This window comes from Vibrio sp. CCB-PB317 (genome assembly GCF_022808245.1).
Lineage (GTDB): Bacteria > Pseudomonadota > Gammaproteobacteria > Enterobacterales > Vibrionaceae > Vibrio > Vibrio diabolicus.
This window is the reverse complement of the sequence record NZ_JALGNU010000001.1, coordinates 848536-874023: the sequence shown is the minus strand read 5'-3', so window position 1 is coordinate 874023 and position 25488 is coordinate 848536. Positions and strand designations below refer to the sequence as shown.

The following is a 25488-nucleotide window of genomic DNA, read 5'->3' as shown; positions in this document are numbered from 1 at the left end:
TGACCTCTCCAAAAACGTATGGAGATGAGGATTTCAAGCTGCGCAAACGATTATTCTACCGAAACACACCGCTAATACCAACGGTGATATCAAAATTCTCTGCCTATTCCGCAGAAAAACCGTCTTAAGTGAACAACGTGAAAAAAGAAAAAGCCAGCGTGAATAAATCCACACTGGCTTTTTGCTCGAGAAATTAACCGACGAGGTATTTGACGATGAAGATGGCAGACATCACCCACACACTCATCGACACTTCACGGCCCTTGCCGCTGAATAATTTGATCGCCGAGTACGCGATAAAGCCTAACGTAATACCCTCTGCAATCGAGAACGTTAACGGCATCACCAAACAAGTCACAACAACTGGTGATGCTTCCGTTAGGTCACGCCAATCAATGCTTACCAGCCCAGACAACATCAAAATCGCGACATAGAACAGAGCGCCGGATGTTGCATAAGCAGGGATCATTCCTGCTAGTGGTGAAAACAATAGAGCAAGTAGGAAGAGCACACCAACAACCACTGCTGTTAGACCAGTACGACCACCAGCCGCCACACCAGAAACACTCTCAATGTAAGATGTGGTGTTTGAGGTACCAAGTAGTGCACCTACTGACGTTGCCGTTGAGTCTGCAAGTAACGCTTTGTTTAAACGCGGGATGTTGCCATTCTCATCCGTGAGGCCTGCTTTTTGAGAAACGCCAACTAGCGTACCTGCGGTATCAAACAAATCGACAAATAGGAAAGCAAACACAACGGAAATCATGCCAACTTCAAACAAACCAGAGAAATCCAGTTGCATGAAAGTGGGTGCAATGCTTGGTGGCGTTGACATAATGCCGCTCCACTGCACATCACCAAATAGAAGGCCAAGCGCTGTAACACCAAGAATGGCGATCATCACCGCACCTTTCACACCACGGTGAACAAGCGCGATAGTAAGGAAGAAACCAATCGCAGCCAATACAGATGGCAATGATGTGATGTCTCCCATAGAAACTAATGTCGCGGGGTTATCAACGACGATGCCTGCATTTTTTAATGCGATAAATGCTAAGAAAAGACCGATACCGGCTGAAATACCAGTTCGAAGAGAATGCGGGATCGAGTTAATAATCCACTCACGGATCTTAAATATACTCAAAAGAATAAACAGCAGGCCTGAAACAAACACCGCCGCTAACGCAACTTGCCACGTATAGCCCATTCCCAACACAACAGAGTAAGTGAAAAATGCGTTCAGCCCCATTCCTGGTGCTTGTGCAATTGGGTAGTTGGCAACAAATCCCATGATGAAACAGCCGATAGCGGCCGCAAGACAAGTTGCAACAAAAATGGCACCACGGTCCATACCGGTATCCGACAGGATCGCTGGGTTTACAAAAATAATGTAAGCCATGGTTAGGAAGGTGGTAACACCTGCAATGATCTCAGTGCGCACATTTGTGCCATTGTCACTGAGCTTAAAAAGCCTCTCGAGCATGATCGAATCCTGTAAAGGTAAAAAGTAAACGGTTGCGTAATCGATTGGCGGGAATTATAAAGTTATCAAATAGCAAATTCTAGATAGAATCTTCACTCTAATGCGATTTTTTTCTTTGGATATGAAACCCATTCGCTAATTCTTAAAAGCAAAACAGAAAATATATTCTTATAAAACAACAACTAATAATTATTGCTCAGAACCCAACAACAGAATAAAAACTGAACAATGTACTAAACTTTCAAATAGAAACTGGGCGTTTTAAGCGTCATATCTAGGTGGATTTGACGGGGAAGTCGATAAAACTGAAGAACAGAGAATAGAACCCAGCCTTGATGGCAGAAAATGTGTCAGAAAGAAAAAGTGGAGATAAAAAAACGCCACCCAATTTGGGTGGCGGCGAATCATGTCAGCACTATCACTGAAAAAAAATTCCAATTTATAGGGGTGAACAAACTGTTCGAGTCACATGCGTTGACTTCACTTAGTAGCCAAAGCTTGTTGGGTATACAAAGTTGCCGGTGTAAACAGACTTGCTATTCCAGAACATTGTACTTGGTAAACCTTTCATAACTATCACCTTTTAAATCAATTAAACATTCGTTGATTTCTCGGTTCCTTGGAGGCGATAAAACGGACTCATCCTTTGAGCATTTCATTCTTCTCTCAGAAGCTGGTTACAAATATACCACCAAGAAATTTAATTACAAGCATTTTAGTGACTAGAATCACAAAAAATATATAAATTGACCTTCATCAAAGTTTAAATGTAATTAAATTACAGCTTTGTGAATTAAAAAATAAAGCCACTTTCAGAATGTATGATAAAGAACACATAGTGCCTGTTATTGTGTTCACAAACTGTGACAGTTCTGAGAGAAATCCTTGTGCACGCGACTACTCGTACTCCTTATCTGGTGGTATGCTAAACGGCAATTTGAAGGCCAAATCGTCTAGCATTTAATGCTATCTCGACAATATTTTTACGGTATATATTTGGCAAAGCACATCAAAAGGAGTCCTCCGTGTCTGAGTTCCATTCTGAGATCAGTACCTTATCACCTGCTCCACTTTGGCAGTTTTTCGATAAGATTTGTTCTATCCCTCACCCATCTAAACATGAAGAAGCATTAGCACAGTACATTATCAACTGGGCAACAGAGCAAGGCTTTGACGTTCGCCGTGATCCAACCGGTAACGTGTTCATCAAAAAGCCCGCGACACCTGGAATGGAAAATAAGAAAGCTGTTGTACTTCAAGCACACATCGACATGGTGCCGCAGAAAAACGAAGACACCGAACACGACTTCACCAAAGATCCAATCCAACCTTACATCGATGGCGAATGGGTAACGGCGAAAGGCACGACGCTTGGTGCAGATAACGGGATTGGTATGGCTTCTTGCCTTGCTGTATTGGCATCTAAAGACATTAAGCACGGCCCAATCGAAGTTCTGCTGACGATTGATGAAGAAGCAGGCATGACTGGCGCATTTGGTCTTGAGGCTGGTTGGTTAGAAGGTGAGATCCTTCTAAACACAGACTCTGAACAAGAAGGCGAAGTCTACATGGGTTGCGCCGGTGGTGTTGATGGCACCATGACTTTCGATATTTCTCGAGAAGCAACACCTGCAGGTTTCGTAACACGCCAACTGACGCTGAAAGGCCTAAAAGGTGGTCACTCAGGTTGTGACATTCACACAGGTCGCGGTAATGCCAACAAATTACTTGGTCGTTTCCTCGCCGGTCATGCGCAAGAGCTTGATTTACGTTTGGTAGAATTCCGTGGTGGTAGCTTACGTAATGCAATCCCTCGCGAAGCGTTTGTCACTGTCGCTCTTCCTGCTGAAAACCAAGACAAACTTTCAGAGTTGTTCGATCACTACACTGATCTGCTTAAAACTGAGCTGGGTAAAATCGAAACAGGTATCGTAACCTTTAATGAATTGCTTGCTAGTGACGCACAAGTATTTTCAATCGCCGATCAGCAACGCTTCATTGCCGCACTTAACGCTTGTCCAAATGGTGTCATGCGCATGAGCGACGAAATTGAAGGTGTGGTCGAAACGTCACTGAACGTTGGCGTGATCACTACTGAAGAAAATAAAGTGACAGTTTTGTGTCTGATTCGCTCTTTGATTGACTCTGGCCGCAGCCAAGTTGAGAGTATGCTACGTTCAATTGCTGAATTAGCAGGCGCACAAATTCAGTTCTCAGGTGCTTACCCTGGCTGGAAGCCAGATGCAGATTCCGAGATCATGGCAATTTTCCGTGATATGTATGAAGGCATTTACGGTCATAAGCCGAACATCATGGTCATCCATGCTGGTCTTGAGTGTGGCCTATTTAAAGAACCATACCCACACATGGATATGGTTTCTTTCGGTCCAACAATAAAATTCCCTCACTCACCAGATGAGAAAGTGAAGATTGATACTGTTCAGTTGTACTGGGATCAGATGGTAGCGCTTCTAGAGGCAATTCCAGAGAAAGCGTAATTCAATCACGAAATACAACAAAGGGTGCTTTACGGCACCCTTTTTTGTTTGGCTGGACCAATTTACACGCGATTTTGCGTATAAGCAGCTAGCTCATCCATTGAGGTTTGTGCAACGACCTCGCCATCAATGTAGTAAGTGACAAACTCACCATCGCGCACACCCATGAGTGTCGCCTTCTCGCCGTTATTGTAAGTAATATCCATTTGAACAGTATTCTCATCGATTTGCTGCATATGGCCCTGCTCAATAACACGGTTATTCGCTAACGGTGCAATTGGCGCCGTCGTTAACGATTTATCTAACTGGTGGTTTACATCAATGTAAGTATCCATCTTTGTATCGAAGATATGTGGCTTACCATTTAAAGGGTTCTTACCCGTCCAAAACTCTAGAGAGTTAAACACGATGTAGTCCGCTGCGATTGCGACACCATAAACAGGTGCTAAAAGCATGTTTAGACCACCTCGAGCGTAACGGTTATCTACAGCTTTCAAGTTAAACCCCATGACATAACCTGTCACGGCATTACTGCCAACGCAACCTGAAAGTGAAACTGCTACAGCAGTCAATGCACCAATTTTAGCAATTGCCTTTTTCATCAAAACCTCTAGTTAGAAATGTTAGACCTCAAATTCGGCGCGGATATTATCGGATAAAAAGTAGGGTTAAAAGTCCGTTTTTTTGTCCCTCATTATCAGTATTATTTTTAATACAGTCACATTTTTTAAGCCTATGATTGCTCTTCCTTCTGTACCTCTCGTTATGTATTAAACTGATAGAAAAGATCATATTGAAAACAAAAACTTCACACATGCTGAGGTTTCGCGCATGACGATTAAAGTAATTTGTCGTGTCCTTAATGAGAATGATTAGTGCGATTTTGCAGCAATTGTTACATTGCTGATAACGCATTTGACAGAGATGGTTTATGGCCAGAAGTAAAAAAAGCAAAGTGTTTGAGCTCTTAGGGCATCAAATACAACCAGGACAACGATTAGAGATCGAATTTGAAGCAGCGAAGCTATACACACATTCGCCTTTATCTATTCCCGTGGAAATCATCCATGGGAAACAAGAAGGGCCTGTGTTAATGGTGAATGCTGCTATCCATGGTGATGAGCTTAATGGCGTAGAAATCGTTCGTCAGATCATTAACCAACTGGATCCACAAAAACTGAAAGGCACTGTCATTGCAGTACCTATCGTTAACGTTTTTGGTTTCATCCATAAATCACGGTACTTGCCCGATCGACGAGATCTCAACCGTTGTTTTCCTGGCAGTGAAAAAGGCGCGCTTGCATCTCGAATGGCACACGGCTTCTTTAACAACATAGCCAAACGTTGTGACTACATTTTGGATCTGCACACTGGGGCCATTCACCGCACGAACTTGCCACAGATTCGCGCAAACTTAAGCAACCCAGAAACTCTGCGTATTGCTCAGGCGTTTGCGACGCCAGTGATTGTTGATTCAGCATTGCGTGATGGCTCTTTACGCAGTGAAGCAGAAAAATGTGATATCCCCGTGCTAACCTACGAGGCTGGCGAAGCATTGCGTTTTGATCCACTGTCAATCAGCGCTGGTGTACTCGGGGTTCGGCGTGTAATGCAAGCCATTGGCATGCTGCGCGCTAGCCGAAAAAAGCTGCCTGAGCCTATCATAGCGAAGTCCACCAGCTGGGTTCGTGCGTCAGGTAACGGTATTTTGCGTACTGTCGTTAATCTGGGAGACAAAGTGGAACAGGGTGAAACTCTCGCCTATATCAGCTCTCCTCTTGGACATGATGAGGTAGAGCTCAAAGCGCCAAAGCGTGGCTTGGTGATCGGTCAACAAACTTTGCCACTGGTTAATGAAGGCGATGCGATCTTCCACCTCGCTTACTTCAACCAAGGTGATGATTCGGTAGAACAAGCCGTTGAAAGTTACATTGAAGGACTGACCGAGTTCGATGTCGAGCCACTGACTACCGGACAGATCCCGTTAGAAACTCAGTAATTCCTACCAAGTACGCACTTGATTAGCTCGAAAGGAGCAACAGTGCTCGCACCATCTTGTTTAAAAGCCAATGAGCTCAGCGTCCATGATGCTGGGCTTTTTGTTTTCTGTAAGCTAACGATACTCATCGTAGTTTCCACGAATGGATAAAAAACTTTACAAGCCATCGCAAAAACACATTTGATAATTAATCTCATTATCATTTATTAATCGTAATAATGTTCTTATAATCCGAGCTTCATAAAAACACTATAAATCATCAATATGAAACGATTAAAAAGTCATCCATTCAAAGTAAATCTCATTTCACTAACTTTGCTCTTCCCTCTTTATTCATATGCCGAGACAACGCCAAATGAAGAACTTGAAGTCATCGGTGTGCGTTATGCCAAACCTATTACCATTGCTGAGCCTGCGCAAACCACCATTGATTGGTCAGAGATTGAAGAGCAACAGTACTCTAATTTTGCCTCAATGATCGATGCCGTTCCGGGCGCATCATTAGATGGTGGCGGTCGTTCTGGTGGCGAACGTATTAACATTCGTGGTTTTGATGATCCAAGCGATATCGCCGTATTTGTCGATGGCGCTCCTATTGGCTTTCAACAATACCGCTACGGAACTTTCTTTTTTGATCCGTTCTTGATTGGTGAAGCAGAAATTATCAAGGGCGCGCACGACTATCGAGCACTCAACGGAAAGTTTGGTGGCTCAATTCGTATTAAAACCAAGAGTGTCGATGACCTACTGTACGGCAATAGAAACTTTGGTGCTCGCATCTCAAGTGCATATAACACCAACGGCGATGAGAATGCTTACACGCTAACACTCTATGGTAAAAACGATGCTGGTTTTTATTTTCTAGCGAATGGCTCTGTAAAAGATTCTGATGACATTAAAGTCGGTGGTGGTGAAACGCTGGATTACTCAGGTTACGAGCAAGAAAACATGCTCGTAAAAGTCGGTTATGAAAACAACGATCACGAGTTTGAAATTAGCCACACTCGCTACAAAGATGAAGGTCGTAAACCTTGGGCTAACCGCCGCGGAAAAATGCCTAACATCACTGAGTACAACATCAAGAAATACGGATCATTAGAAAAAGCCAAATACGCATACACCGTCGATAATAAATACACGGATAACACCACGACCATCTCTTACCACTACATGCCGACTAACCCGTATATTGATTTCAATATCAAAATGGCACGTTCTGAAAACGATCGTCACTGGGTTCGCCCTGACGTGGCATTCGAGAAAATGTTCGTTTCTGTTGGCAGTTACGGTCACGAGTCTTGGTTGAGTTACGAGCGTGACTATGTTGATGTGTTTAACCAAGCGCAGTTCGGAGACCACACTCTAGTGACAGGGCTTCAATATCAAAAAACCGATAGAGACTCATTAGTATTCAACGCATCATACGACAGTAATGAAGCCAAAAACTACGGTTGGTATACCCCTTACTACGAACCATCTGGCACTCAGTCAATTTATGCGGCTTACATTGCTGATCACTATCAAGCAACAGACCGTTTAACCATCACACCTTCTCTGCGTTACGAATACATCAAGAGTGAAGGAAAAGGGAACGCCGCGCCGGATTATAATGATCCAGCCGCCGGACATGACTACGGTGAAACGACGCATAAAGGCTTTAGCCCACGTTTGGATATCGACTTTGATGCGACCAATAATACGCGTTTAAACGCATCCTACGCCTACGCTTTAAAAGCACCAACCGTTGATAACATCTACTCAGTGCAATATGCGCGAGCTACCGCTACGGCTACTGCTTTGAATCTGGACGTGTCTCGTATCCATGCTTATCAAGCAAGCGTTATCAACTTAACGGAAGGGCTGGTGAACTCTCGCGATAACCTCGCAACAGAGTTAACTTTGTTCTATAACGATGTTAGCGACACAGTTGATATACGAACGGGCGAAAACCTCGACAAAAATACTACTGAGTTACAAAGCTGGAATACAAACCTAGATGGCTTTAAAAACTACGGCTTTGAGCTAATTTCACAATACCGGATTGAAGATTTCTACAGTAATTTCTCAGCAAGTTACATTCGCGGCAAAAACAAAGGCAGTCTATCTGACTCCACAGGTTCAGATGATGATCACCCTGATGTACCGCCATTAAACATTAATCTGGGTTTAGGTTACGAATGGATTCCTGGTTTACGTACTGGCTGGGAAGTCCGTTGGTATGATGCGCAAACCAAAACCAAGGCAAGCGGTAACAATTTAAAAGTGAAATCGCCAAGTGAGCAATACACGCTACAAAACGCTTACGTGGTTTGGGAAATACAACAAGTCGAAGGCTTGAGCGTTGGCGCGGTTGTGAAAAACTTAACTGATCGTTACTACGAAGCATACCTGTCTAATGGCGTGCCTTCGCCTGGTCGCGAAGTCAAACTGCACCTCACTTATCAATACTAACCATACCTAAAAGATGCAGGGCAGACATTAACTGCCCTGTTATATCGTATCCAATGGCCATAATTGCACGCCGTTTTATTTATCAGTATTATCATTTCCTTTTGCTTGCATACACATTATGAACAATCTAAAAACACGGCTTCTTCTGATTTGCCTCTTCCCTGTAGGTAGCCTAGCGCAAGCTTCTGAGAACATTGCAGACTACTTACAAGAACAAAGCAGGCACCAAGTTTCAGAAGATTTTTACGCACAGCCAACAGCAAATAACTTGAATCTAGATGCAAAAACTAACTCTTTAACTTGGCACGAAGATGGTAAGCTGGATCACTGCCGTTACGCCAAGCAGCCCAAAGACGTCGCAACACATTTCGACTACGGTGAAGCAAACGATCTATCTGACGGCTTACAACACTTTGATTTACCAGAGAGACATTCTGCAAAGGTCAAATCAACACATCGCACTTATGCTAATAACCCTCACCTTCTTCCTGGCAATAAACAATTTGCAGCCCCTGAAGACGGTACGTTTAGCCTGTCCGTATCGTCGGATTGTTTTTAAGTCGATACAATAAAAAATGCCCTGAGACAAAGCTCAGGGCATTTTCACTTTTTGTTTGATGGGTGACGTAACCATCTCACCGACTTGAATCTATTCTTCGTCAGCGTCTACTTCAGCGTCACGTGCTTTGCGGGCTTCTTCTTTACGAACTTTTGCCGCTAGTTGTTCTGCTTCACGCTCTTGACGTTGCGCTGCTTTACGCTCGTTACGAACCACTTGGTTTTGGATAAAACCAGCCAGTTCTTGTTCAGCCCAAGCTTGTGCTTTCTCTTCGCTGTCAAAGCCAGTTTCACGCTTTGATACTACAGTCTTACGAGATGTCACTTGGCGAGTGATTTCTGCGCTCCAGCCGTTACGTTTTTCAGTGACGCGGATAGCAAATTTTGGATTCTTAGACATTTCTTTCATTTCCTAAGGGATTTAGGGATCAATCAGGGATTCGGTCAACTTGATAACTCCATCTAAGCTGAGCTGTTTAACACCATCCCTTGGTAAGCGCGGTATTAGAGCATAAAAGTAATCTAAACGCTGCAAGTTTTTTATGCGAGATAATAGATGACAAAGAAGAGACAGAACAAAGCAACGTTTCGCCTAGTCACGAGAAAGAGCGACGAAGAAAAAAGAGTGATAAGAAAAAAGAAAGCGCTGGTCTCTCAACCAACGCTTTACTTAAGCTAGATTAACCTTTGGTTAATTAACCGATATTCTTACGGGCATTTTGGAACATACGCATCCAAGCGCCATTTTCACCCCAACCTTCCGGAGCCCAAGAGTTTGCAACTGTGCGGAATACGCGCTCTGGGTGAGGCATCATGATAGTTACGCGACCGTCTGCTGTTGTTAAACCGGTAATCGCGTTTGGCGAACCGTTCGGGTTGTTCGGGTATTGTTGTGTTGGGTTGCCGAGGTTATCCACGTAACGAACCGCAACCGTACCTGATGCCTCGATCGCTGCTAGGTGCTCTGCATCACGTACTTCTACACGCCCTTCTCCGTGGGAAACCGCGATTGGCATGCGCGAACCTGCCATACCGTCAAAGAATACAGAATCAGATTTCTGCACTTCAACTAGGCTAAATCGCGCTTCAAAACGCTCAGATTCGTTGCGCACAAAACGTGGCCACAAGTCTGCACCCGGGATAAGTTCTTTCAGGTTTGATAGCATCTGACAACCGTTACATACACCTAAAGAGAACGTCTCTTCACGGTTGAAGAAGGCTTGGAACTGTTCACGAGCTTGTGCGTTAAACAGGATAGACTTAGCCCAGCCTTCACCCGCACCTAGTACGTCGCCGTAAGAGAAGCCACCACAAGCTACTAGGCCATGGTATTCATCCAGAACGGCTTGACCCGTTAGGATATCACTCATATGAATGTCGGTTGCTTCAAAACCTGCGCGGTCAAACGCTGCTGCCATTTCAACGTGGGAGTTAACACCCTGCTCACGTAGAATCGCCATCTTAGGTTTAGCACCTTTCGCAATGTACGGTGCTGCAACGTCTTCATTTACGTCGAAGCTGAGCTTAACGTTTAGACCCGGGTCAGAGTTGTCTTTCTTAGCTTCGTGCTCTTGGTCAGCACACGCTGGGTTATCACGTAGACCTTGCATCTTATGCGTTGTTTCAGCCCAGATAACGCGTAGTTCGGTACGTGAGCGTTCAAGCACAACTGCATCACCAGAAGAGATAATAAAGTCGTCTGAAGCGTTAACTGAACCAATCACATGTGAACATGCCTCTAAGCCGTTTGCCGCCAGAGTAGATAGAACTGAATCCAGATCATCATTCTTAACTTGAACAACCGCACCTAGCTCTTCGTTAAATAGAACGGCTAGCGCATCATCACCCAGCTCTGCGATGTTCGCTTTTACGCCACAGTGACCCGCGAACGCCATCTCAGCCAGTGTAACAAATAGACCGCCGTCGCCCTTATCGTGGTAAGCCACTAGCTTGTCATCACGTACTAACGCTTGCATTGCATCAAAGAAGCCTTTTAGCTGCTCAGCGTTATCTACGTCAGCAGGTTTGTCACCCAGCTGTTTGTATACTTGTGCCAATGCTGTCGCACCTAAGCGGTTTTTGCCGTTACCCAAGTCAACAAGAACTAGAGAAGTATCGCCTTTGTCAGAGCGTAGTTGTGGAGTCACGGTCTTACGTACGTCTTCCACACGACCAAATGCCGTGATAACTAGCGACAGTGGAGAAGTGACTTCTTTACTCTCGCCGTTCTCTTCCCACTTGGTTTTCATCGACATGGAGTCTTTACCAACTGGGATAGTCAAACCTAATGCAGGACAGAGCTCTTCACCCACCGCTTTGACTGCTTCATAAAGACCTGCATCTTCACCTGGGTGACCCGCTGGCGACATCCAGTTCGCAGACAGTTTAATGTGTTTAATATCACCGATGTCTGTTGCCGCAATGTTCGTTAGTGACTCACCAACCGCTAGGCGAGCCGATGCACCAAAGTCTAGTAATGCCACTGGCGTGCGCTCACCCATCGACATTGCTTCGCCGTGGTAAGTGTCATAGCTTGCCGCTGTTACTGCACAGTTTGCTACTGGTACCTGCCAAGGGCCAACCATTTGATCACGAGCAACCAGACCCGTTACTGTTCGGTCACCGATAGTAATTAGGAATGTTTTTTCTGCAACCGCTGGAAGACGAAGTACGCGATCCACCGCTTCATTAAGCTCAATACCATCACGAACAATGGCAGGGCTTTCCACCTTTAGTGTGGTTGCGTCGCGGTGCATCTTCGGTGGCTTACCAAGCAGGATATCCATTGGCATATCGATTGGCGTATTGTCGAAGTGAGAATCTTCTAGCGTTAGATGACGCTCTTCAGTTGCCACACCCACCACTGCATATGGTGCGCGTTCACGCTTACAGATTGCATCGAATGCTTCCATGTTTTCTGGCGCTACCGCAAGAACGTAACGTTCCTGTGATTCATTACACCAAATTTCTAGCGGACTCATGCCCGGCTCATCGTTTGGTACATCGCGTAATTGGAACTGACCGCCACGCTCACCGTCGTCGACAAGTTCAGGCAATGCGTTAGAGATACCGCCCGCACCCACATCGTGGATAAATGCGATTGGGTTGTCGTCGCCTAGCTGCCAACAACGGTCGATCACTTCCTGACAGCGACGCTCCATCTCTGGGTTTTCACGCTGTACTGAAGCAAAGTCCAGATCTTCTGCTGACTGACCAGACGCCATTGAGGACGCCGCGCCACCACCAAGACCGATGTTCATTGCCGGACCACCAAGTACGATTAAACTCGCACCCACTGGAATTTCTTTCTTCTGCACGTGTTCGTCACGAATGTTACCCATACCACCAGCAATCATGATTGGTTTGTGGTAACCACGGATTTCTTCACCCGCGTGAGAGGTCACTTTTTCTTCGTAAGTACGGAAGTAACCCAATAGATTTGGACGACCAAATTCGTTGTTGAATGCCGCGCCGCCTAGAGGACCTTCAAGCATGATTTCTAGCGCGTTAACAATACGACCTGGCTTGCCAAAGTCAGTTTCCCACGGCTGTTCAAAACCAGGAATACGTAAGTTAGAGGTTGTAAAACCAACCAGACCCGCTTTTGGCTTACCGCCGATACCCGTCGCACCTTCGTCACGGATCTCACCGCCTGAACCAGTCGATGCGCCCGGCCATGGAGAGATTGCCGTTGGGTGGTTGTGCGTCTCTACCTTCATCAAGATGTGTGCATCTTCATGGTGGTAAGTGTATTGACGAGATTTAGGGTCTGGGAAGAAACGACCCGCTTTAGAGCCCGTCATAACGGCCGCGTTGTCTTTGTATGCAGACAGCACATAGTCAGGTGTCGTTTCGAACGTGTTTTTGATCATTTTGAACAGAGACTTAGGTTGATCTACCCCGTCGATAGTCCAATCTGCGTTAAAAATTTTGTGGCGACAGTGCTCTGAGTTCGCCTGAGCAAACATCATCAATTCAATGTCGTTTGGGTTACGCCCAAGCTTAGTAAAGTTCTCTACTAAGTAATCAATTTCATCTTCTGCGAGTGCCAAGCCAAGGGAAACGTTTGCTTCTTCAAGCGCAAGACGACCGCCCGCTAAGATATCAACATGCGCCACTGGCTTAGGCTCTGCGACTGTAAACAGCGCTGACGCAGCTTCAAATTCTGTAAAGACCGTTTCCATCATGCGGTCATGAATTAACGCTTTGACAGCGCCAACTTGAGCTTCTGATAGAACAACTGAAGATTCGACATAATAAGCCGTACCGCGCTCTAGACGTTTCACTTTATCCAAGCCACAGTTAACAGCGATATCGGTAGATTTAGAAGACCAAGGCGAGATAGTGCCTGGACGAGGCGTAACAAGAAGTAGAAGACCTTCTGGCTCATGCTCTTCGATGGTTGGGCCGTAAGTTAGTAACTTTTCAAGTTTTTCTAACTCTTGGTCATCAAGGTCAGACTTTAGATCGGCAAAGTGCATAAACTCGGCATAAATGCCAGTTACAGGCAGATCTTGTTCACGACAAAGTTCCAGTAGTTTATTAACACGAAACTCAGAAAGAGCTGGGGAGCCACGCAAAATTCTCATGTGCTTAGGTCTCTTATGCAATTGATTAAGGTGATATTGGAATAAATTCAGACACTTAAAATAAGCCCTGTCGAACCTATGCCGATTCCACCTCGTCATTGCGAGCGCATTATATAGCAATTGTTTTTGTGATGTAACATCAAAAGCAACCGTTTGCGTCATTTTTTTTGTCAAATTTGAATTACGACTAAAATGTCGATAAAACACACAATGTCACGCTATAAGTGTGTGATTCACTTTGCCCCATGAGCTCGCTTTGATATAAAGGCAAATAGAAATTTCCTAAGATGTACCTATTAATGCAAATAAGCCAGCTCAACCGACTCAAGCGCAGCGCCCTAATTTTTGTTTCTGTGCTACTACTCTCTGCCTGCCAGATTGAGTCGGAACCCAAAAGTGAATTCGAAAAAATTCAGGAACGTGGCGTGCTTCGTGTTGGCACGCTAAACAATCAGCTTTCCTATTATATTGGTCCCGATGGTCCCGCTGGGTTGGATTACGAATTGGCGCGTCAGTTTGCGGAGCAGCTCGGCGTCAAGCTCGAGATTAAACCTGCCTTTCGCCAAGCCGAGCTTTTTCCTGCTCTTAAGAAAGGAGATATTGATCTCATCGCTACGGGCTTAAATCAAACGTCACAAGCGGTAAAACGCTTTAGACCGGGCCCTGCTTATTATTATGTAAGCCAACAAGTTGTGTATAAAAAGGGGCAACTTCGACCACGTGATATCGAACAGCTGATTGAATACCAAGCATCGAAAGACAGCGAATCAGACGAAGATACAAATGCTGGCGCGCAAACATTAAAGATCGTCGAACAATCGCAATATGTTCCGACCCTAACCGCATTAAAGAAGCAATACCCAGAGCTGCAGTTTGAAATTGTTGGCGATGCTGACACGAGAGACTTACTTAAATATGTATCCACTGGTGAGTTGCGTTTTACTGTGACTGACTCTGTGGAGCTTTCCCTAGCTCAGCGCCTTTACCCCGATCTTGCGCTCGCGTTTGAACTTACAGAAGATCAACCAGTATCGTGGTTTACTCGACGCTCTGAAGACGAAAGTTTGTATGCGATGCTGATAGAGTTTTTCGGTAACATTAAACAATCAGGAGAACTGTCCACTCTCGAAGAGAAGTACATTGGTCATATTGAAGCATTTGACTACGTTGATACTCGCGCATTCATTCGAGCTCTGGATGACAAATTGCCTAAGTGGGCACCTTTATTCCAAAAATACAGCGAAGAGTTCGACTGGCGATTAATTGCAGCATTGGCGTATCAAGAATCACACTGGAAGCCAGCGGCAAAATCGCCAACAGGTGTTAGAGGGATGATGATGCTTACTCTGCCAACAGCGAAAAGCGTCGGGGTAACAAACCGTTTAGACCCTGAGCAATCTGTTCGTGGTGGTGTCGAGTACTTACGTCGCATTGTAGGTCGCGTGCCTGATAGCATCAACGAGCATGAAAAAATATGGTTTGCCCTGGCTTCATACAACATTGGCTACGGCCACATGATGGACGCACGGCGACTTACTAAAGCGCAAGGTGGCGATCCAAACGCTTGGGCAGATGTAAAAGACAGATTGCCTTTACTGCGTCAGAAGCGTTACTACAGTCAAACTCGCTATGGGTACGCCAGAGGTGATGAAGCGCGTAATTACGTAGAAAATATTCGACGTTATTATCAATCCATCATTGGTCATGTCAGCCAAAGACCAGCGATTGATGAGAATAGCGATGACTTACAAGTGATTCCGCCGCTCAACCCTGACATTTTGATATCAGGAGCAGTAGAGACCGTTGTAGAGCAAATATCTGGCGCTTCTGACGTCACGGTTGAAGAAGACACCGAACAAGAAAGCCTTGAAGAATAGACCCGCTGTAAACTAGAAAATGACGAGCTCATGAGCTCGTCATTTTTGTTGAGTCCTAGCGAAAACTTATCTAGAATCCAAGACTCTGAGTGACACCAACCACACTCAACCATTCCTTTGGTTGGTCGCCTTTTTTCACCGTTAGTTAAACTGATTGCTTTGTAACAGATTGCTTCGCAACCACATGGTTTAGCTCAGTTGATGAAGCGGCGCTATCGGCTACGCTCTGCCGAAATAACGTCACTCATATTATTAAGCACCGTATTGAAATTGTTTGCTGGCTCTGTGCAATGCAGAAGTCAAATGAAGAACGTTTAAACCATACAGCGTTTAGTGCGATTATCGAGTCTATTGTAAAGCATCGATGAACCGCTATTTACTGGTATAAGTCTTGTCTGCAGGAGGTTTTGAATATGAGAAGACGTAGAGTGCAGTCAAAGCGTTTAAATAACACAGTAGCTGCTATCCGACGTAAACGTAAACTGACATGTATGAAAAAGAAAGTAAGTTCACGTAATCGTGTTTTTGTACACTTAGTCAATCACTAGTACGTTCAGGCAAACATCTACCCCGTAGTAGATGTTTGCTAACTCTGACTATTTCCATAGTTTTGTCCACTCTCTCCATTTTCTAATGCTTTTTGTGCTTGTTTCTTCGCTTTAATTTCCTTTCGGCGACGCTTAAAAAACGCTTGTAGCTGAGTGCGGCACTCATCTTCTAGCAGCCCCTTTTCAACTAAGGCGTAATGGTAAGCGGCTTGGCTTTCAAACAAATTAAGCACTGTTCCTGCTGCTCCCGCTTTTAAGTCTGGCGCTCCAAAAACGACCCGCTTAACGCGGCTATGCAGTAAGGCTCCGGCACACATTGGACATGGCTCAAGTGTTACATACAAAGTCGTATCCAGAAGGCGGTAATTTTCTATCTTTTGGCCTGCTTTACGCAGTGTTTGAATCTCAGCATGTGCGGTAGCGTCATTAGTACCAATAGAGCGATTCCACCCCTCAGCGATAATTTCACCATCTTTGACAAGCACTGCGCCGACAGGTACTTCCCCCTCAGCTTCTGCTTGCTCAGCAAGCACCATCGCTCTGCGCATAAACAATTCATCTTGAGGGGTAAACGGATGGTTAGACAAAGGAGGCTCCAAAGAAACAAAAAACGATTGAAGTCAGGAATTTTATCACCAACTTCGGTTTCACTACAGCAACACATCACGAGACAAAGTTTGCAACTCCAAAAAACCTAGTTACAAGACCTATCGATGTTCGTTTTGCGAGAACAAAAAAGCGCAGATCGAAGACCTGCGCTTTTCGGCTGCCAATTACCTACACGTTTTTACATTGTGTAAGTGTAAGGAGCTTGAATGCCTAGCGGGATACCTACCATCCAATAAGCAACTAGGAAGATAGACCAACCGATCAACATTGCAATCGAGAATGGCATCATTAGTGACGCAAGCGTACCGATACCAGCCGACTTCACATAACGCTGACAGTAAACCACTACAAGAGGGAAAAATACCATTAGAGGAGAAATGATGTTCGATACAGAGTCACCCACACGGTAAGCCGCTTGAGACAGCTCAGGCGAGATACCAACCGCCATTAGCATTGGCACTAAGATTGGACCAATTAAAGCCCATTTTGCCGATGCCGAACCAATAAGTAGGTTTACAGACGCGGTTAGAAGGATCATACCGATGATGGTCACTTCACCTGGTAAGTTCATCGCTTTCAGACCTTCTGCGCCATATAGCGCCAGCATCGTACCAATGTTCGATTGAGCAAACGCAGACAAGAACTGGGCACAGAAGAATGACATCACAATGTAAGCGCCCATGGTTGACATGGTGTCAGCCATTGCTTTGATAATGTCGTTGCTGGTCTTGAACGTACCTGACACTTTACCGTAAACGTAACCAGGAATGATAAACAGAATAAAGATCAACGGCACGATAGACTTCATTATCGGTGCTGAGAAGGCCGTAATTTCACCTTCAGGCGAGCGAAGTGCTGATGTTTCTGGAATTAACGCTGCAACAAGTAAAGCAATACCCGCCATCATTGCCCAACCTGCATAACGGAATGCTTTTGATTCCAGTTCAGTAAATGAACCTAGGTTTGGCGCGGTTTCCGCATCGTCATCAATTGGCATTTTTGACAAACGAGGCTCGATGATTTTCTCTGTCACGTACCAACCAATCGCTACAATAATGATGGAAGATAGGCCAGTAAAGAAGATGTTCGCTAATGGGTTAACCACGTATTCAGGATCAAGAACCTGCGCCGCGGTTTGTGTAAAGCCAGCTAGTAGTGGATCGATACCTGAAGGAATAAAGTTTGCAGAGAAGCCACCAGATACACCTGCAAATGCTGCCGCAATACCCGCTAGAGGGTGACGACCTGCCGCATGGAAGATAATACCGCCTAGAGGAATAACCAGAACATAGCCTGCATCTGCCGCAGTATGCGACACAATAGCAACCAAAATCAGCATTGGAGTAAGAAGCTTAGCTGGCGTGAAGTTCAGCATCTTCTTAAGACCAGTCGTAATAAAGCCCGAAGAATCTGCAACACCCACACCTAGCATTGCGACAAGTACGATACCCAGTGGCGCAAAGCCAGTAAACGTCGTCACCATGTTAGCAAGGAAACTTGCTAGCGCTTCGCCCGTAAGTAAGTTGGTGACAGTAAGAGCTTCGCCCGTTCGAGGGTTTGGAAGATCGAATGATACATTCGATAAAAGTGCTGACGCCGCCCAAGTAATGATCAATGCCCAGAAGAACAAAATCGCAGGATCAGGGATTTTGTTACCTGTCCTCTCGATAAAGTTTAAAAAGCGCTCCATCCCGCTCGGCTTCGATGATGGTGCCTTATTTACAGCTTGGTTACTCATGGTAACTCCATAGTGAATGATGTTGGTGCCAAGGCCTATTTGAATAATTATAACGGCCTACTATCCAACGAGTATTCTAGTAAACACTAATGGAGAAAGCACAAGGTTCTATATTTTTTTTCATAATTGGAGACATATTTTGCAAAAACACCACTTCAATTAAACATAATAAAAACAGTAGCACATCAACTCAATTAACAGTTCAAAAACCATTTATTAACCGTGACAAATCCGGTATCAAACAGGAATTACACCCGCATTTGTCTCAGCCCATGTATGCAATTGAACTTAGTTTTCGAATTCACTGTATTGTGAGATCATCGTTTTAAGCTGAACTGATCGCGTCTCGCCGATTCTATCCTTCCAGCTAGAGGTAATAGTGATAGTTTTCAGTGTTCCTGAAACCGTGGCAGCTGGAACTTCCCACTCGACGACATAAGATCCAGTAACAGAAGAGCCTGTTGCAATAGAAGCAAAATTTGCAGGTGTGATGGTAGACATCGCCGCAGAAGCACCACGCGTCCGGAACCATTCGAGCTGGTTTTCTGCTAGACGCAGTGCTTCAATACTTTTTATGGCATATTCGGATTCGCGTTCGAGATACACGTTTAGCTTTGTTAAACCTAGAGCCCCAACACCGATAAGCAGAAAAGAAATTAGAACTTCAAGAAGGTTAAAACCTTTTTGTTTAGAGATCATTCCAAGAGCCCTTCTTCCATCTAGGAATTGCATGCGCATTCCTTGAATTGTCTATCACATCTTTATTGTATCTAAAGTCCAAAGAATCGAAGAAAACCGCTGCCTGATCTTCACTATCAAAATATTGACCACCAGATACCGTAAAAGAACCATGCTGATAATAAGAAGCTATTGTCCTGTATGAGTCTTCTACAACACTTGGCACATGATTTAGGTGAGCATTGGCTTCGAACCCAACCCAATCCGCTGTTGCCGGAGCATAGTCATGATTGAAATGAAACAAGACCCCTTTAAACTTATTTGATGTAGCGCCGGAGCTCGGTGATCCCATCACGGAGAAAAGACCATCATGAATGAGCACTGTTACGCCATTGGTCGATGACGTAGCATTCACCAAATCATTGTATTCCGATTGCTTGATTTCACAGCTCCCTTCAACCCATAAATGATGCTTCCCTGACTGAATTTCTGCTGTTAAAGCAGCACCACAATTAGGTATGCCACCAGCCACTGAGCCCGTCATAACATGAAATACACCATTATCTCGGACATCGTTATGCTCTTCAGCCTTTACTCCAAAGAAGGATTCAAATGGCTTTAAATCTGTATCTTGAGTAAAATCATCACCAGCACCAACCCCGCCAACACTAGATGAGAGATGACGGTTTGCCGTCGTGTTTGCACAATCTTTATTTGTAGGGTTGTTAAAATCGGCATAGGGAGACTCTCCATGAATTACGCCTTTATTATCAACTGAAGAGGAGTAAAAGCGCTTTTTATACCTTAACGCAATACACTCCCACCCATCGCTGCTCAATTCCCCTGGATCTGGAGTAGAAAACGTTGCACTAGAATGAAAATAAATGTCGGCACTAGACTGCATTGCACCATAGCTCAAGTTACCTCCCAAAATAATCTCCTTACTAATGCTTGTAAATCCAACATTAGAAGTAACCAAATACCCATTGGAAGTACTCGTAAAATTAGGAACCGTCCAAAGCCCTGAGCCACAATCTGTTATTACTGCAGGTACAATGTTACTAACTCTAAATTGCGCCCATGCACATTCAACACCTCCTTCAGCTAACCAATGTGCTTGTCGAGATTTTATTTCGTTTTGCGCAACTTTTATTTGAAAAAATACACCTTTGGATGATGCTAATGATGCAATTAAAGCAAGTAATAAAAGTATAGAAGTCACAAGCAAAGTGGTATAACCGGAATAGTTATATTTAGATGTCATTGCCAATTCCTTTGTTTGATAGAAAACTCCGCGACTTCACTAAAGACTCCATCAATCGTTTGCAAACCTAACTTAACGTTCGTGACCGAACTTACATTTCCTCCATTAGTCACTGTTTCTGAACTAACGGTGAATTGGGTAACTTGGAAAATATCATCATCAAATAGAGAACGACAAAAATCTATACCATCAAAAGATAATATTTGTGTTTGAGACACAACGCCTTTTTCACATATAAAAAACCGAGTATCTCTCTTCTCATACTTAATATTTCGATAGTCTTCATTGGCAGCTGAGTCTTCTTTAAAATACACAAAACCAACAGAAGAGGCGCCGCTCAGCATTATGGTTCCTGTAGCTCCGGATAATTTGAGTGAACTACCGTTCCCACCATCATAACCTGCTCTTTGAATATCTTCTTTCATAACAGATAAAGTGATATTAAGACCTTGCAATAAATTTAGCTCTAAGCTTTTTTCTTTTGCTGTTTTTTGTAAAGTCAAGAATATAGAGCCCACTACACTAAGAACAATTAACCCAATTAAAGAACTAATCATTAATTCAATTAAAGAGCTACCTATTTGATAGCGTTTGTTAGCACTGATGGTAATCATATAACTTCGCTCCAGAATTACTACAAATCTTAATCCTCCCAGGAGGGTTTGAGAGCTTTGCTTGTAGTTTTATGTTTTGAGCATTGGTTGGGAAAAACTCTATATTTCCTCCTTGGGGCCGTCCACGGACCTCATCGAAGCTTATTTTTTGATTATCGTAACTGTGCTTCAAAGATAATTCAGAGTATGCGGAGCCGGAAAGGTTTAAGATTACTCCCCCTGAGCCGCTAGATGAGTCAGTTAACTGTAGAGACCATGCACCTTGACTGACAACAACGTTTTTAGCCATTGAGAAATGTATATATAACTTTTGATTTCTCATTACCGCCTCTGACTTACTTTGGCTTAGAAAACCAGCTAATTCAGTTGCCAATCGCTGCATTTGCACAGTTTGTGAAACACGGCTAAAGCTTGGAGCTGCAAACGCCAATATAATACTCAGTACAGCAACAGTAATAAGAAGCTCCAACAACGTAAACCCGCGAGGCATTTCCCAAATTCCTATGTAAACGGCAAAAGGGCCGTAATTCATCTTGCACAGATGCTATCACCTGCCAAAAATAGGCGGAAAAGTGAAAAGGAAACTACTCGTGATGATTCGAATTTCTCGCTGTAACAGCTACAAAAAAAGATTGGGAGGGATGACATTGATCGAATTACTGATAGCCGTAGTGATTGTCGGGATCATTGCGGCTGTCGCCTACCCTTCTTACACCAATCATGTGCTCAAGTCTCATAGGACGGTTGCCTTGAGCGATCTTAGTCGAATTCAGCTAGAGCTAGAGACATCTTATGATGGTGGGTACGACTGGAGTCATATTATCTCTGGAGGCACATGCACTCTATGCGATTCAGACACAGATAGATTTTCTTTCAATATTGCGAGCTCTGCAAGTACGGCTTATACCATTACAGCAACAGCAAAATCGGCTCTGGGACAAGACGACGACGAGTGCTTGACTGGCGCTAAAACGATTACTTTAACGTCAAAAAATGTCGAAGAACCAAGTGATTGCTGGAATTAGAAAGAACACCGAGATGCAAAAAGGCCTGCATTTTAGCAGGCCTTTGTATTTGTGCTTTTCACTAACGTCTTAGCTGGTTAAATCATCAAAGAACTTTTTCACACCGTTGAAAAAGCCTTCTGATTTAGGCTTGTGCTTTGTCGCCGCTTCACCACCACAAGACTCTTCAAACTCTTTGAGCAGTTCTTTTTGGCGTGAGCTTAGGTTTACTGGTGTTTCAACAACCAACTTAACAATCAAGTCACCGATACCGCCACCGCGAACGCCTTTCACACCTTTACCACGCATGCGGAACATACGACCTGTTTGCGTTTCTGAAGGCACTTTTAGGCTTACGCGACCATCTAGAGTTGGCACTTCAACTTCACCACCTAGAGCCGCCATCGCAAAGCTTACAGGCACTTCACAGTATAGGTTGTTACCATCACGTTCGAAGATATGGTGCTCTTTCACGTGCACTTGTACATACAAGTCACCCGCTGGAGCTCCCATCTCTCCCGCTTCACCTTCGCCAGATAGACGAATACGGTCGCCTGTATCAACACCTGCAGGGATCTTAACGTTAAGTGTTTTGGTTTTCTGTTTACGACCTTGACCATGACACTCATTACAAGGGTCTTTAATGATCTTGCCTTTACCGTGACAGGTTGGACAGGTTTGTTGCACTGCGAAGAAGCCTTGGCGCATTTGTACTTGACCATGACCATGACAGGTACCACATGTTTCAGCAGATGAGCCTTTCTTCGCGCCACTACCATCGCAGGTATCACAGTGTACGAGTGTTGGTACTTCGATCTCTTTCGTTACACCACGAACCGCCTCTTCTAGCGTCAGTTCCATGTTGTAACGTAAGTCCGCACCACGTTGAGCACGGTGACCACCACCGCCACGACGACCACCACCAAAAATGTCGCCGAATACATCGCCAAAGATGTCGCCGAAATCAGCGCCGCCGCCGCCAAAGCCACCGCCACCGAAACCACCGCCGCCTTGTTCAAAAGCAGCATGACCGTACTGGTCGTACGCCGCTTTCTTCTGAGGGTCGGTCAGAACTTCGTACGCTTCTTTTACTTCTTTAAACTTGTCCGCCGCAGACTCATCACCCTGGTTTCGGTCTGGGTGGAATTTCATCGCTAGACGCTTATACGCCTTTTTGATATCGCGCTCTGAGGCATCACGGCTTACGCCTAATACTTCGTAAAAATCACGTTTTGACATGTTCTTCGTCACCAGTTAATTACTACAAACGGCATCGATTCACCGCTTGGTGTTTGTATCGTTCTAGGTAAGTGCACTTATCCGCAACATACTTAACTAGAAAGACAGCGTTTACAAACAGACGGGCGTAAGAGTTGCCCCAAACGCCCGCACACGAAGTCTTATCGACCCCAGATGGCTTTGCAGCCATCTGGTTAAGAAATATTATTTCTTGTCGTCTTTAACTTCTTCGAACTCAGCATCTACAACGTCGTCTTCTTTAGACTGTGCACCTGCGTCAGCACCTTGTGCTTGCTGCGCTTGAGCTTGTTGTTGAGCGATTTCCATCAGTTTTTGAGAAGCTGTCATTAGTGCTTGAACTTTAGCATCGATAGCTTCTTTGTCTTCGCCTTTGCGCGCTGTTTCTAGCTCAGAAATTGCTGCCTCAATCTTCTCTTTCTCTTCTGCAGGTAGTGCTTCACCAGCTTCTTCTACTTGCTTACGAGTACCGTGAATCATTTGGTCAGCTTGGTTACGTGCAGTCGCTAGCTCTTCGAACTTTTTGTCCGCTTCTTTGTTAGCTTCTGCTTCTTGAACCATTTTCTCGATGTCTTCATCGCTTAGACCGCCAGAAGCTTGGATAGTGATCTTCTGCTCTTTACCAGTCTGCTTGTCTTTCGCTGACACGTGTAGGATACCGTCCGCATCAAGGTCAAAAGTAACCTCGATTTGTGGCATACCACGTGGTGCAGGCTGGATGCCTTCTAGGTTGAATTGACCTAGAGACTTGTTGTACATCGCTTGCTTACGCTCACCTTGTAGAACGTGGATAGTAACCGCGCTCTGGTTGTCTTCCGCTGTAGAGAAAACTTGGTTCGCTTTAGTTGGGATAGTTGTGTTCTTCTCAACTAACTTAGTCATTACGCCACCCATTGTCTCGATACCTAGAGACAGTGGAGTTACGTCTAGTAGTAGTACGTCTTTAACGTCACCAGCAAGTACACCACCTTGAACTGCAGCACCCATTGCTACTGCTTCGTCAGGGTTTACGTCACGGCGCGCTTCTTTACCAAAGAACTCAGCAACTTTCGCTTGAACCATTGGCATACGAGTCTGACCACCAACTAGGATTACGTCAGTGATGTCGTTTACTGATAGATCAGCGTCAGCTAGAGCTACTTTTAGTGGCTCAAGAGAGCGTTGTACTAGGTCTTCAACTAGAGATTCTAGTTTTGCACGAGTCACTTTAATGTTCATGTGCTTAGGACCAGTTGCATCTGCAGTAACGTAAGGTAGGTTTACGTCAGTTTGAGAAGTAGAAGAAAGCTCGATTTTCGCTTTTTCTGCTGCTTCTTTAACACGCTGCATTGCTAGTGGATCGTTCTTAAGATCGATACCTTGCTCTTTCTTAAACTCGTCTACTAAGTAGTTGATTAGGCGGTTATCAAAGTCTTCACCACCAAGGTGGGTATCACCGTTAGTCGCTAGAACTTCGAATGTTTTCTCGCCTTCAACTTCATCGATTTCGATGATAGAGATATCGAATGTACCACCACCAAGGTCGTATACCGCGATAGTGCGATCGCCGCCTTTCTTATCAAGACCGTAAGCTAGCGCTGCTGCTGTTGGTTCGTTGATGATACGTTTAACTTCTAGACCTGCGATACGGCCAGCATCTTTTGTAGCTTGACGCTGAGCATCGTTAAAGTAAGCAGGTACTGTGATAACTGCGCCAGTTACTTCCTCACCAAGGAAATCTTCAGCAGTTTTCTTCATTTTCTTAAGAACTTCAGCAGAAACCTGAGGAGCCGCCATTTTTTGGCCTTTTGCTTCTACCCAAGCGTCACCGTTGTCAGCCTTAACAATTTTGTAAGGCATGATTTGGATGTCACGCTGAACTTCTTCGTCTTCAAAACGACGACCGATTAGACGCTTAATTGCAAATAGCGTGTTTTCTGGGTTAGTTACTGCTTGACGTTTCGCAGGTTGACCTACTAGCGTCTCACCGTCAGTGTAAGCAATAACCGATGCAGTAGTACGTTCGCCCTCTGCGTTTTCAATTACACGTGGTTTGTCGCCGTCTAATACAGCAACACATGAGTTAGTAGTACCTAAGTCAATACCAATGATTTTACCCATCTGGCTATCTCCGAATAAATTCTATTTTCGTTTGGTTATAACCCCAATGTGGGGGGAGGAGAATCGGGTTTCAACCCTTGCTCACAAACAAAAATAATCAATGTTTGCTTCTCTATGCCACATAGATAAGGGCGGCAAAATGCTTTTCAAGGGCAGAATTAAAAAAAAGCGTCTTTTTTCGAAATTTATGTGTTTCTTTCTGATTAGTTGGGAACTCGTCA

The 25488-nt window shown here is 44.6% G+C and carries 18 protein-coding genes; 6 read left to right on the top strand and 12 right to left on the bottom strand.

Translation table 11 applies throughout. The features are described 5' to 3' along the window. Window positions 1-193: 193 nt before the first annotated feature. Window positions 194-1483 (bottom strand): NCS2 family permease, encoded by a 1290-nt coding sequence (locus MTR11_RS04020; RefSeq protein ID WP_006741838.1) that lies wholly within the window; start codon window positions 1481-1483, stop codon window positions 194-196. A 1025-nt stretch (window positions 1484-2508) separates the two neighbouring features. Here MTR11_RS04020 and MTR11_RS04015 point away from each other — a divergent pair. Beyond that, complete coding sequence (locus MTR11_RS04015) at window positions 2509-3981, top strand: aminoacyl-histidine dipeptidase (RefSeq protein WP_145532397.1); 1473 nt, start codon at window positions 2509-2511, stop codon at window positions 3979-3981. 62 nt (window positions 3982-4043) lie between these two features. Here the strand turns inward: MTR11_RS04015 and MTR11_RS04010 are convergent, their stop codons facing one another. Next, window positions 4044-4583: a DUF3332 domain-containing protein gene (locus MTR11_RS04010; RefSeq protein WP_005391424.1), complete on the bottom strand. Its 540-nt coding sequence runs from the start codon at window positions 4581-4583 to the stop codon at window positions 4044-4046. Between the two features lie 329 nt (window positions 4584-4912). Between MTR11_RS04010 and MTR11_RS04005 the strand changes: the two genes are divergently transcribed. The 3 genes from MTR11_RS04005 (at window position 4913) to MTR11_RS03995 (ending at window position 8990) form a co-directional block, all read left to right on the top strand. Then, window positions 4913-5980, top strand: coding sequence for a succinylglutamate desuccinylase/aspartoacylase family protein (locus tag MTR11_RS04005; RefSeq protein ID WP_005391426.1), 1068 nt, complete (start codon window positions 4913-4915; stop codon window positions 5978-5980). Between the two features lie 264 nt (window positions 5981-6244). Beyond that, window positions 6245-8431, top strand: coding sequence for a TonB-dependent receptor domain-containing protein (locus MTR11_RS04000; protein WP_243327048.1), 2187 nt, complete (start codon window positions 6245-6247; stop codon window positions 8429-8431). Window positions 8432-8549: 118 nt separating this feature from the next. After that, window positions 8550-8990, top strand: a complete 441-nt coding sequence (locus tag MTR11_RS03995) for a DNA-directed RNA polymerase subunit beta (RefSeq protein WP_176320252.1) — start codon at window positions 8550-8552, stop codon at window positions 8988-8990. A 90-nt stretch (window positions 8991-9080) separates the two neighbouring features. On the opposite strand, the gene MTR11_RS03990 is transcribed toward MTR11_RS03995, so the two are convergent. Together MTR11_RS03990 and purL are read right to left on the bottom strand one after the other, a co-directional pair. Further along, window positions 9081-9389: a DUF3622 domain-containing protein gene (locus MTR11_RS03990; protein WP_005391432.1), complete on the bottom strand. Its 309-nt coding sequence runs from the start codon at window positions 9387-9389 to the stop codon at window positions 9081-9083. Window positions 9390-9684: 295 nt separating this feature from the next. After that, complete coding sequence (gene purL, locus MTR11_RS03985) at window positions 9685-13578, bottom strand: phosphoribosylformylglycinamidine synthase (protein WP_243327356.1); 3894 nt, start codon at window positions 13576-13578, stop codon at window positions 9685-9687. A gap of 299 nt (window positions 13579-13877) precedes the next feature. On the opposite strand from purL, the gene mltF reads away from it, so the two are divergent. Continuing rightward, a complete protein-coding gene (gene mltF, locus MTR11_RS03980; protein ID WP_012842083.1) occupies window positions 13878-15455 on the top strand; it encodes a membrane-bound lytic murein transglycosylase MltF in 1578 nt (525 codons plus the stop codon). Window positions 15456-16041: 586 nt separating this feature from the next. Here the strand turns inward: mltF and tadA are convergent. The 6 genes from tadA to MTR11_RS03950 form a co-directional block, all read right to left on the bottom strand. Continuing rightward, complete coding sequence (tadA, locus tag MTR11_RS03975; RefSeq protein ID WP_373925403.1) at window positions 16042-16551, bottom strand: tRNA adenosine(34) deaminase TadA; 510 nt, start codon at window positions 16549-16551, stop codon at window positions 16042-16044. A gap of 239 nt (window positions 16552-16790) precedes the next feature. Then, window positions 16791-18350, bottom strand: coding sequence for an AbgT family transporter (locus tag MTR11_RS03970; RefSeq protein WP_243327047.1), 1560 nt, complete (start codon window positions 18348-18350; stop codon window positions 16791-16793). 288 nt (window positions 18351-18638) lie between these two features. Further along, window positions 18639-19049, bottom strand: a complete 411-nt coding sequence (locus MTR11_RS03965) for a prepilin-type N-terminal cleavage/methylation domain-containing protein (RefSeq protein WP_005381606.1) — start codon at window positions 19047-19049, stop codon at window positions 18639-18641. Beyond that, the gene (locus MTR11_RS03960; RefSeq protein WP_243327046.1) at window positions 19039-20292 is read right to left on the bottom strand and encodes a hypothetical protein; all 1254 of its coding nucleotides are present in this window, start codon (window positions 20290-20292) and stop codon (window positions 19039-19041) included. The genes MTR11_RS03965 and MTR11_RS03960 overlap by 11 nt, the downstream gene beginning before the upstream one ends. Next, entirely contained in the window at window positions 20289-20906 is a 618-nt protein-coding gene (locus MTR11_RS03955) for a PilW family protein (RefSeq protein ID WP_074190963.1), read from the bottom strand. The genes MTR11_RS03960 and MTR11_RS03955 overlap by 4 nt, the downstream gene beginning before the upstream one ends. Further along, window positions 20887-21396 (bottom strand): GspH/FimT family pseudopilin, encoded by a 510-nt coding sequence (locus MTR11_RS03950; RefSeq protein ID WP_047010169.1) that lies wholly within the window; start codon window positions 21394-21396, stop codon window positions 20887-20889. Before MTR11_RS03950 ends, MTR11_RS03955 begins: the two co-directional genes overlap by 20 nt. 103 nt (window positions 21397-21499) lie before the next feature. Between MTR11_RS03950 and MTR11_RS03945 the strand changes: the two genes are divergently transcribed. Beyond that, window positions 21500-21931 carry a type IV pilin protein gene (locus MTR11_RS03945; protein ID WP_176320256.1) on the top strand — a complete coding sequence of 144 codons (432 nt, stop codon included), beginning with the start codon at window positions 21500-21502 and terminating at the stop codon, window positions 21929-21931. A gap of 69 nt (window positions 21932-22000) precedes the next feature. Here the strand turns inward: MTR11_RS03945 and dnaJ are convergent, their stop codons facing one another. Together dnaJ and dnaK are read right to left on the bottom strand one after the other, a co-directional pair. Further along, window positions 22001-23149, bottom strand: a complete 1149-nt coding sequence (gene dnaJ, locus MTR11_RS03940; RefSeq protein ID WP_005391453.1) for a molecular chaperone DnaJ — start codon at window positions 23147-23149, stop codon at window positions 22001-22003. 204 nt (window positions 23150-23353) lie between these two features. After that, the gene (dnaK, locus tag MTR11_RS03935) at window positions 23354-25267 is read right to left on the bottom strand and encodes a molecular chaperone DnaK (protein ID WP_048626076.1); all 1914 of its coding nucleotides are present in this window, start codon (window positions 25265-25267) and stop codon (window positions 23354-23356) included. Between the last annotated feature and the right edge of the window lie 221 nt (window positions 25268-25488).

Excerpts from the sequence above, each read along its gene's own strand:
- dnaK (WP_048626076.1), bottom strand. The coding sequence starts at position 25,267 with ATGGGTAAAATCATTGGTATTGACTTAGGTACTACTAACTCATGTGTT.
- MTR11_RS03960 (WP_243327046.1), bottom strand. The coding sequence starts at position 20,292 with ATGACATCTAAATATAACTATTCCGGTTATACCACTTTGCTTGTGACT.
- MTR11_RS04020 (WP_006741838.1), bottom strand. The coding sequence starts at position 1,483 with ATGCTCGAGAGGCTTTTTAAGCTCAGTGACAATGGCACAAATGTGCGC.
- purL (WP_243327356.1), bottom strand. The coding sequence starts at position 13,578 with ATGAGAATTTTGCGTGGCTCCCCAGCTCTTTCTGAGTTTCGTGTTAAT.
- MTR11_RS03995 (WP_176320252.1), top strand. The coding sequence starts at position 8,550 with ATGAACAATCTAAAAACACGGCTTCTTCTGATTTGCCTCTTCCCTGTA.
- dnaJ (WP_005391453.1), bottom strand. The coding sequence starts at position 23,149 with ATGTCAAAACGTGATTTTTACGAAGTATTAGGCGTAAGCCGTGATGCC.
- MTR11_RS03955 (WP_074190963.1), bottom strand. The coding sequence starts at position 20,906 with ATGATTACCATCAGTGCTAACAAACGCTATCAAATAGGTAGCTCTTTA.
- MTR11_RS03965 (WP_005381606.1), bottom strand. The coding sequence starts at position 19,049 with ATGATCTCTAAACAAAAAGGTTTTAACCTTCTTGAAGTTCTAATTTCT.
- MTR11_RS03990 (WP_005391432.1), bottom strand. The coding sequence starts at position 9,389 with ATGTCTAAGAATCCAAAATTTGCTATCCGCGTCACTGAAAAACGTAAC.
- mltF (WP_012842083.1), top strand. The coding sequence starts at position 13,878 with ATGCAAATAAGCCAGCTCAACCGACTCAAGCGCAGCGCCCTAATTTTT.
- MTR11_RS04010 (WP_005391424.1), bottom strand. The coding sequence starts at position 4,583 with ATGAAAAAGGCAATTGCTAAAATTGGTGCATTGACTGCTGTAGCAGTT.
- tadA (WP_373925403.1), bottom strand. The coding sequence starts at position 16,551 with ATGCGCAGAGCGATGGTGCTTGCTGAGCAAGCAGAAGCTGAGGGGGAA.
- MTR11_RS03950 (WP_047010169.1), bottom strand. The coding sequence starts at position 21,396 with ATGCCTCGCGGGTTTACGTTGTTGGAGCTTCTTATTACTGTTGCTGTA.
- MTR11_RS04000 (WP_243327048.1), top strand. The coding sequence starts at position 6,245 with ATGAAACGATTAAAAAGTCATCCATTCAAAGTAAATCTCATTTCACTA.
- MTR11_RS03970 (WP_243327047.1), bottom strand. The coding sequence starts at position 18,350 with ATGAGTAACCAAGCTGTAAATAAGGCACCATCATCGAAGCCGAGCGGG.
- MTR11_RS03945 (WP_176320256.1), top strand. The coding sequence starts at position 21,500 with ATGATTCGAATTTCTCGCTGTAACAGCTACAAAAAAAGATTGGGAGGG.
- MTR11_RS04005 (WP_005391426.1), top strand. The coding sequence starts at position 4,913 with ATGGCCAGAAGTAAAAAAAGCAAAGTGTTTGAGCTCTTAGGGCATCAA.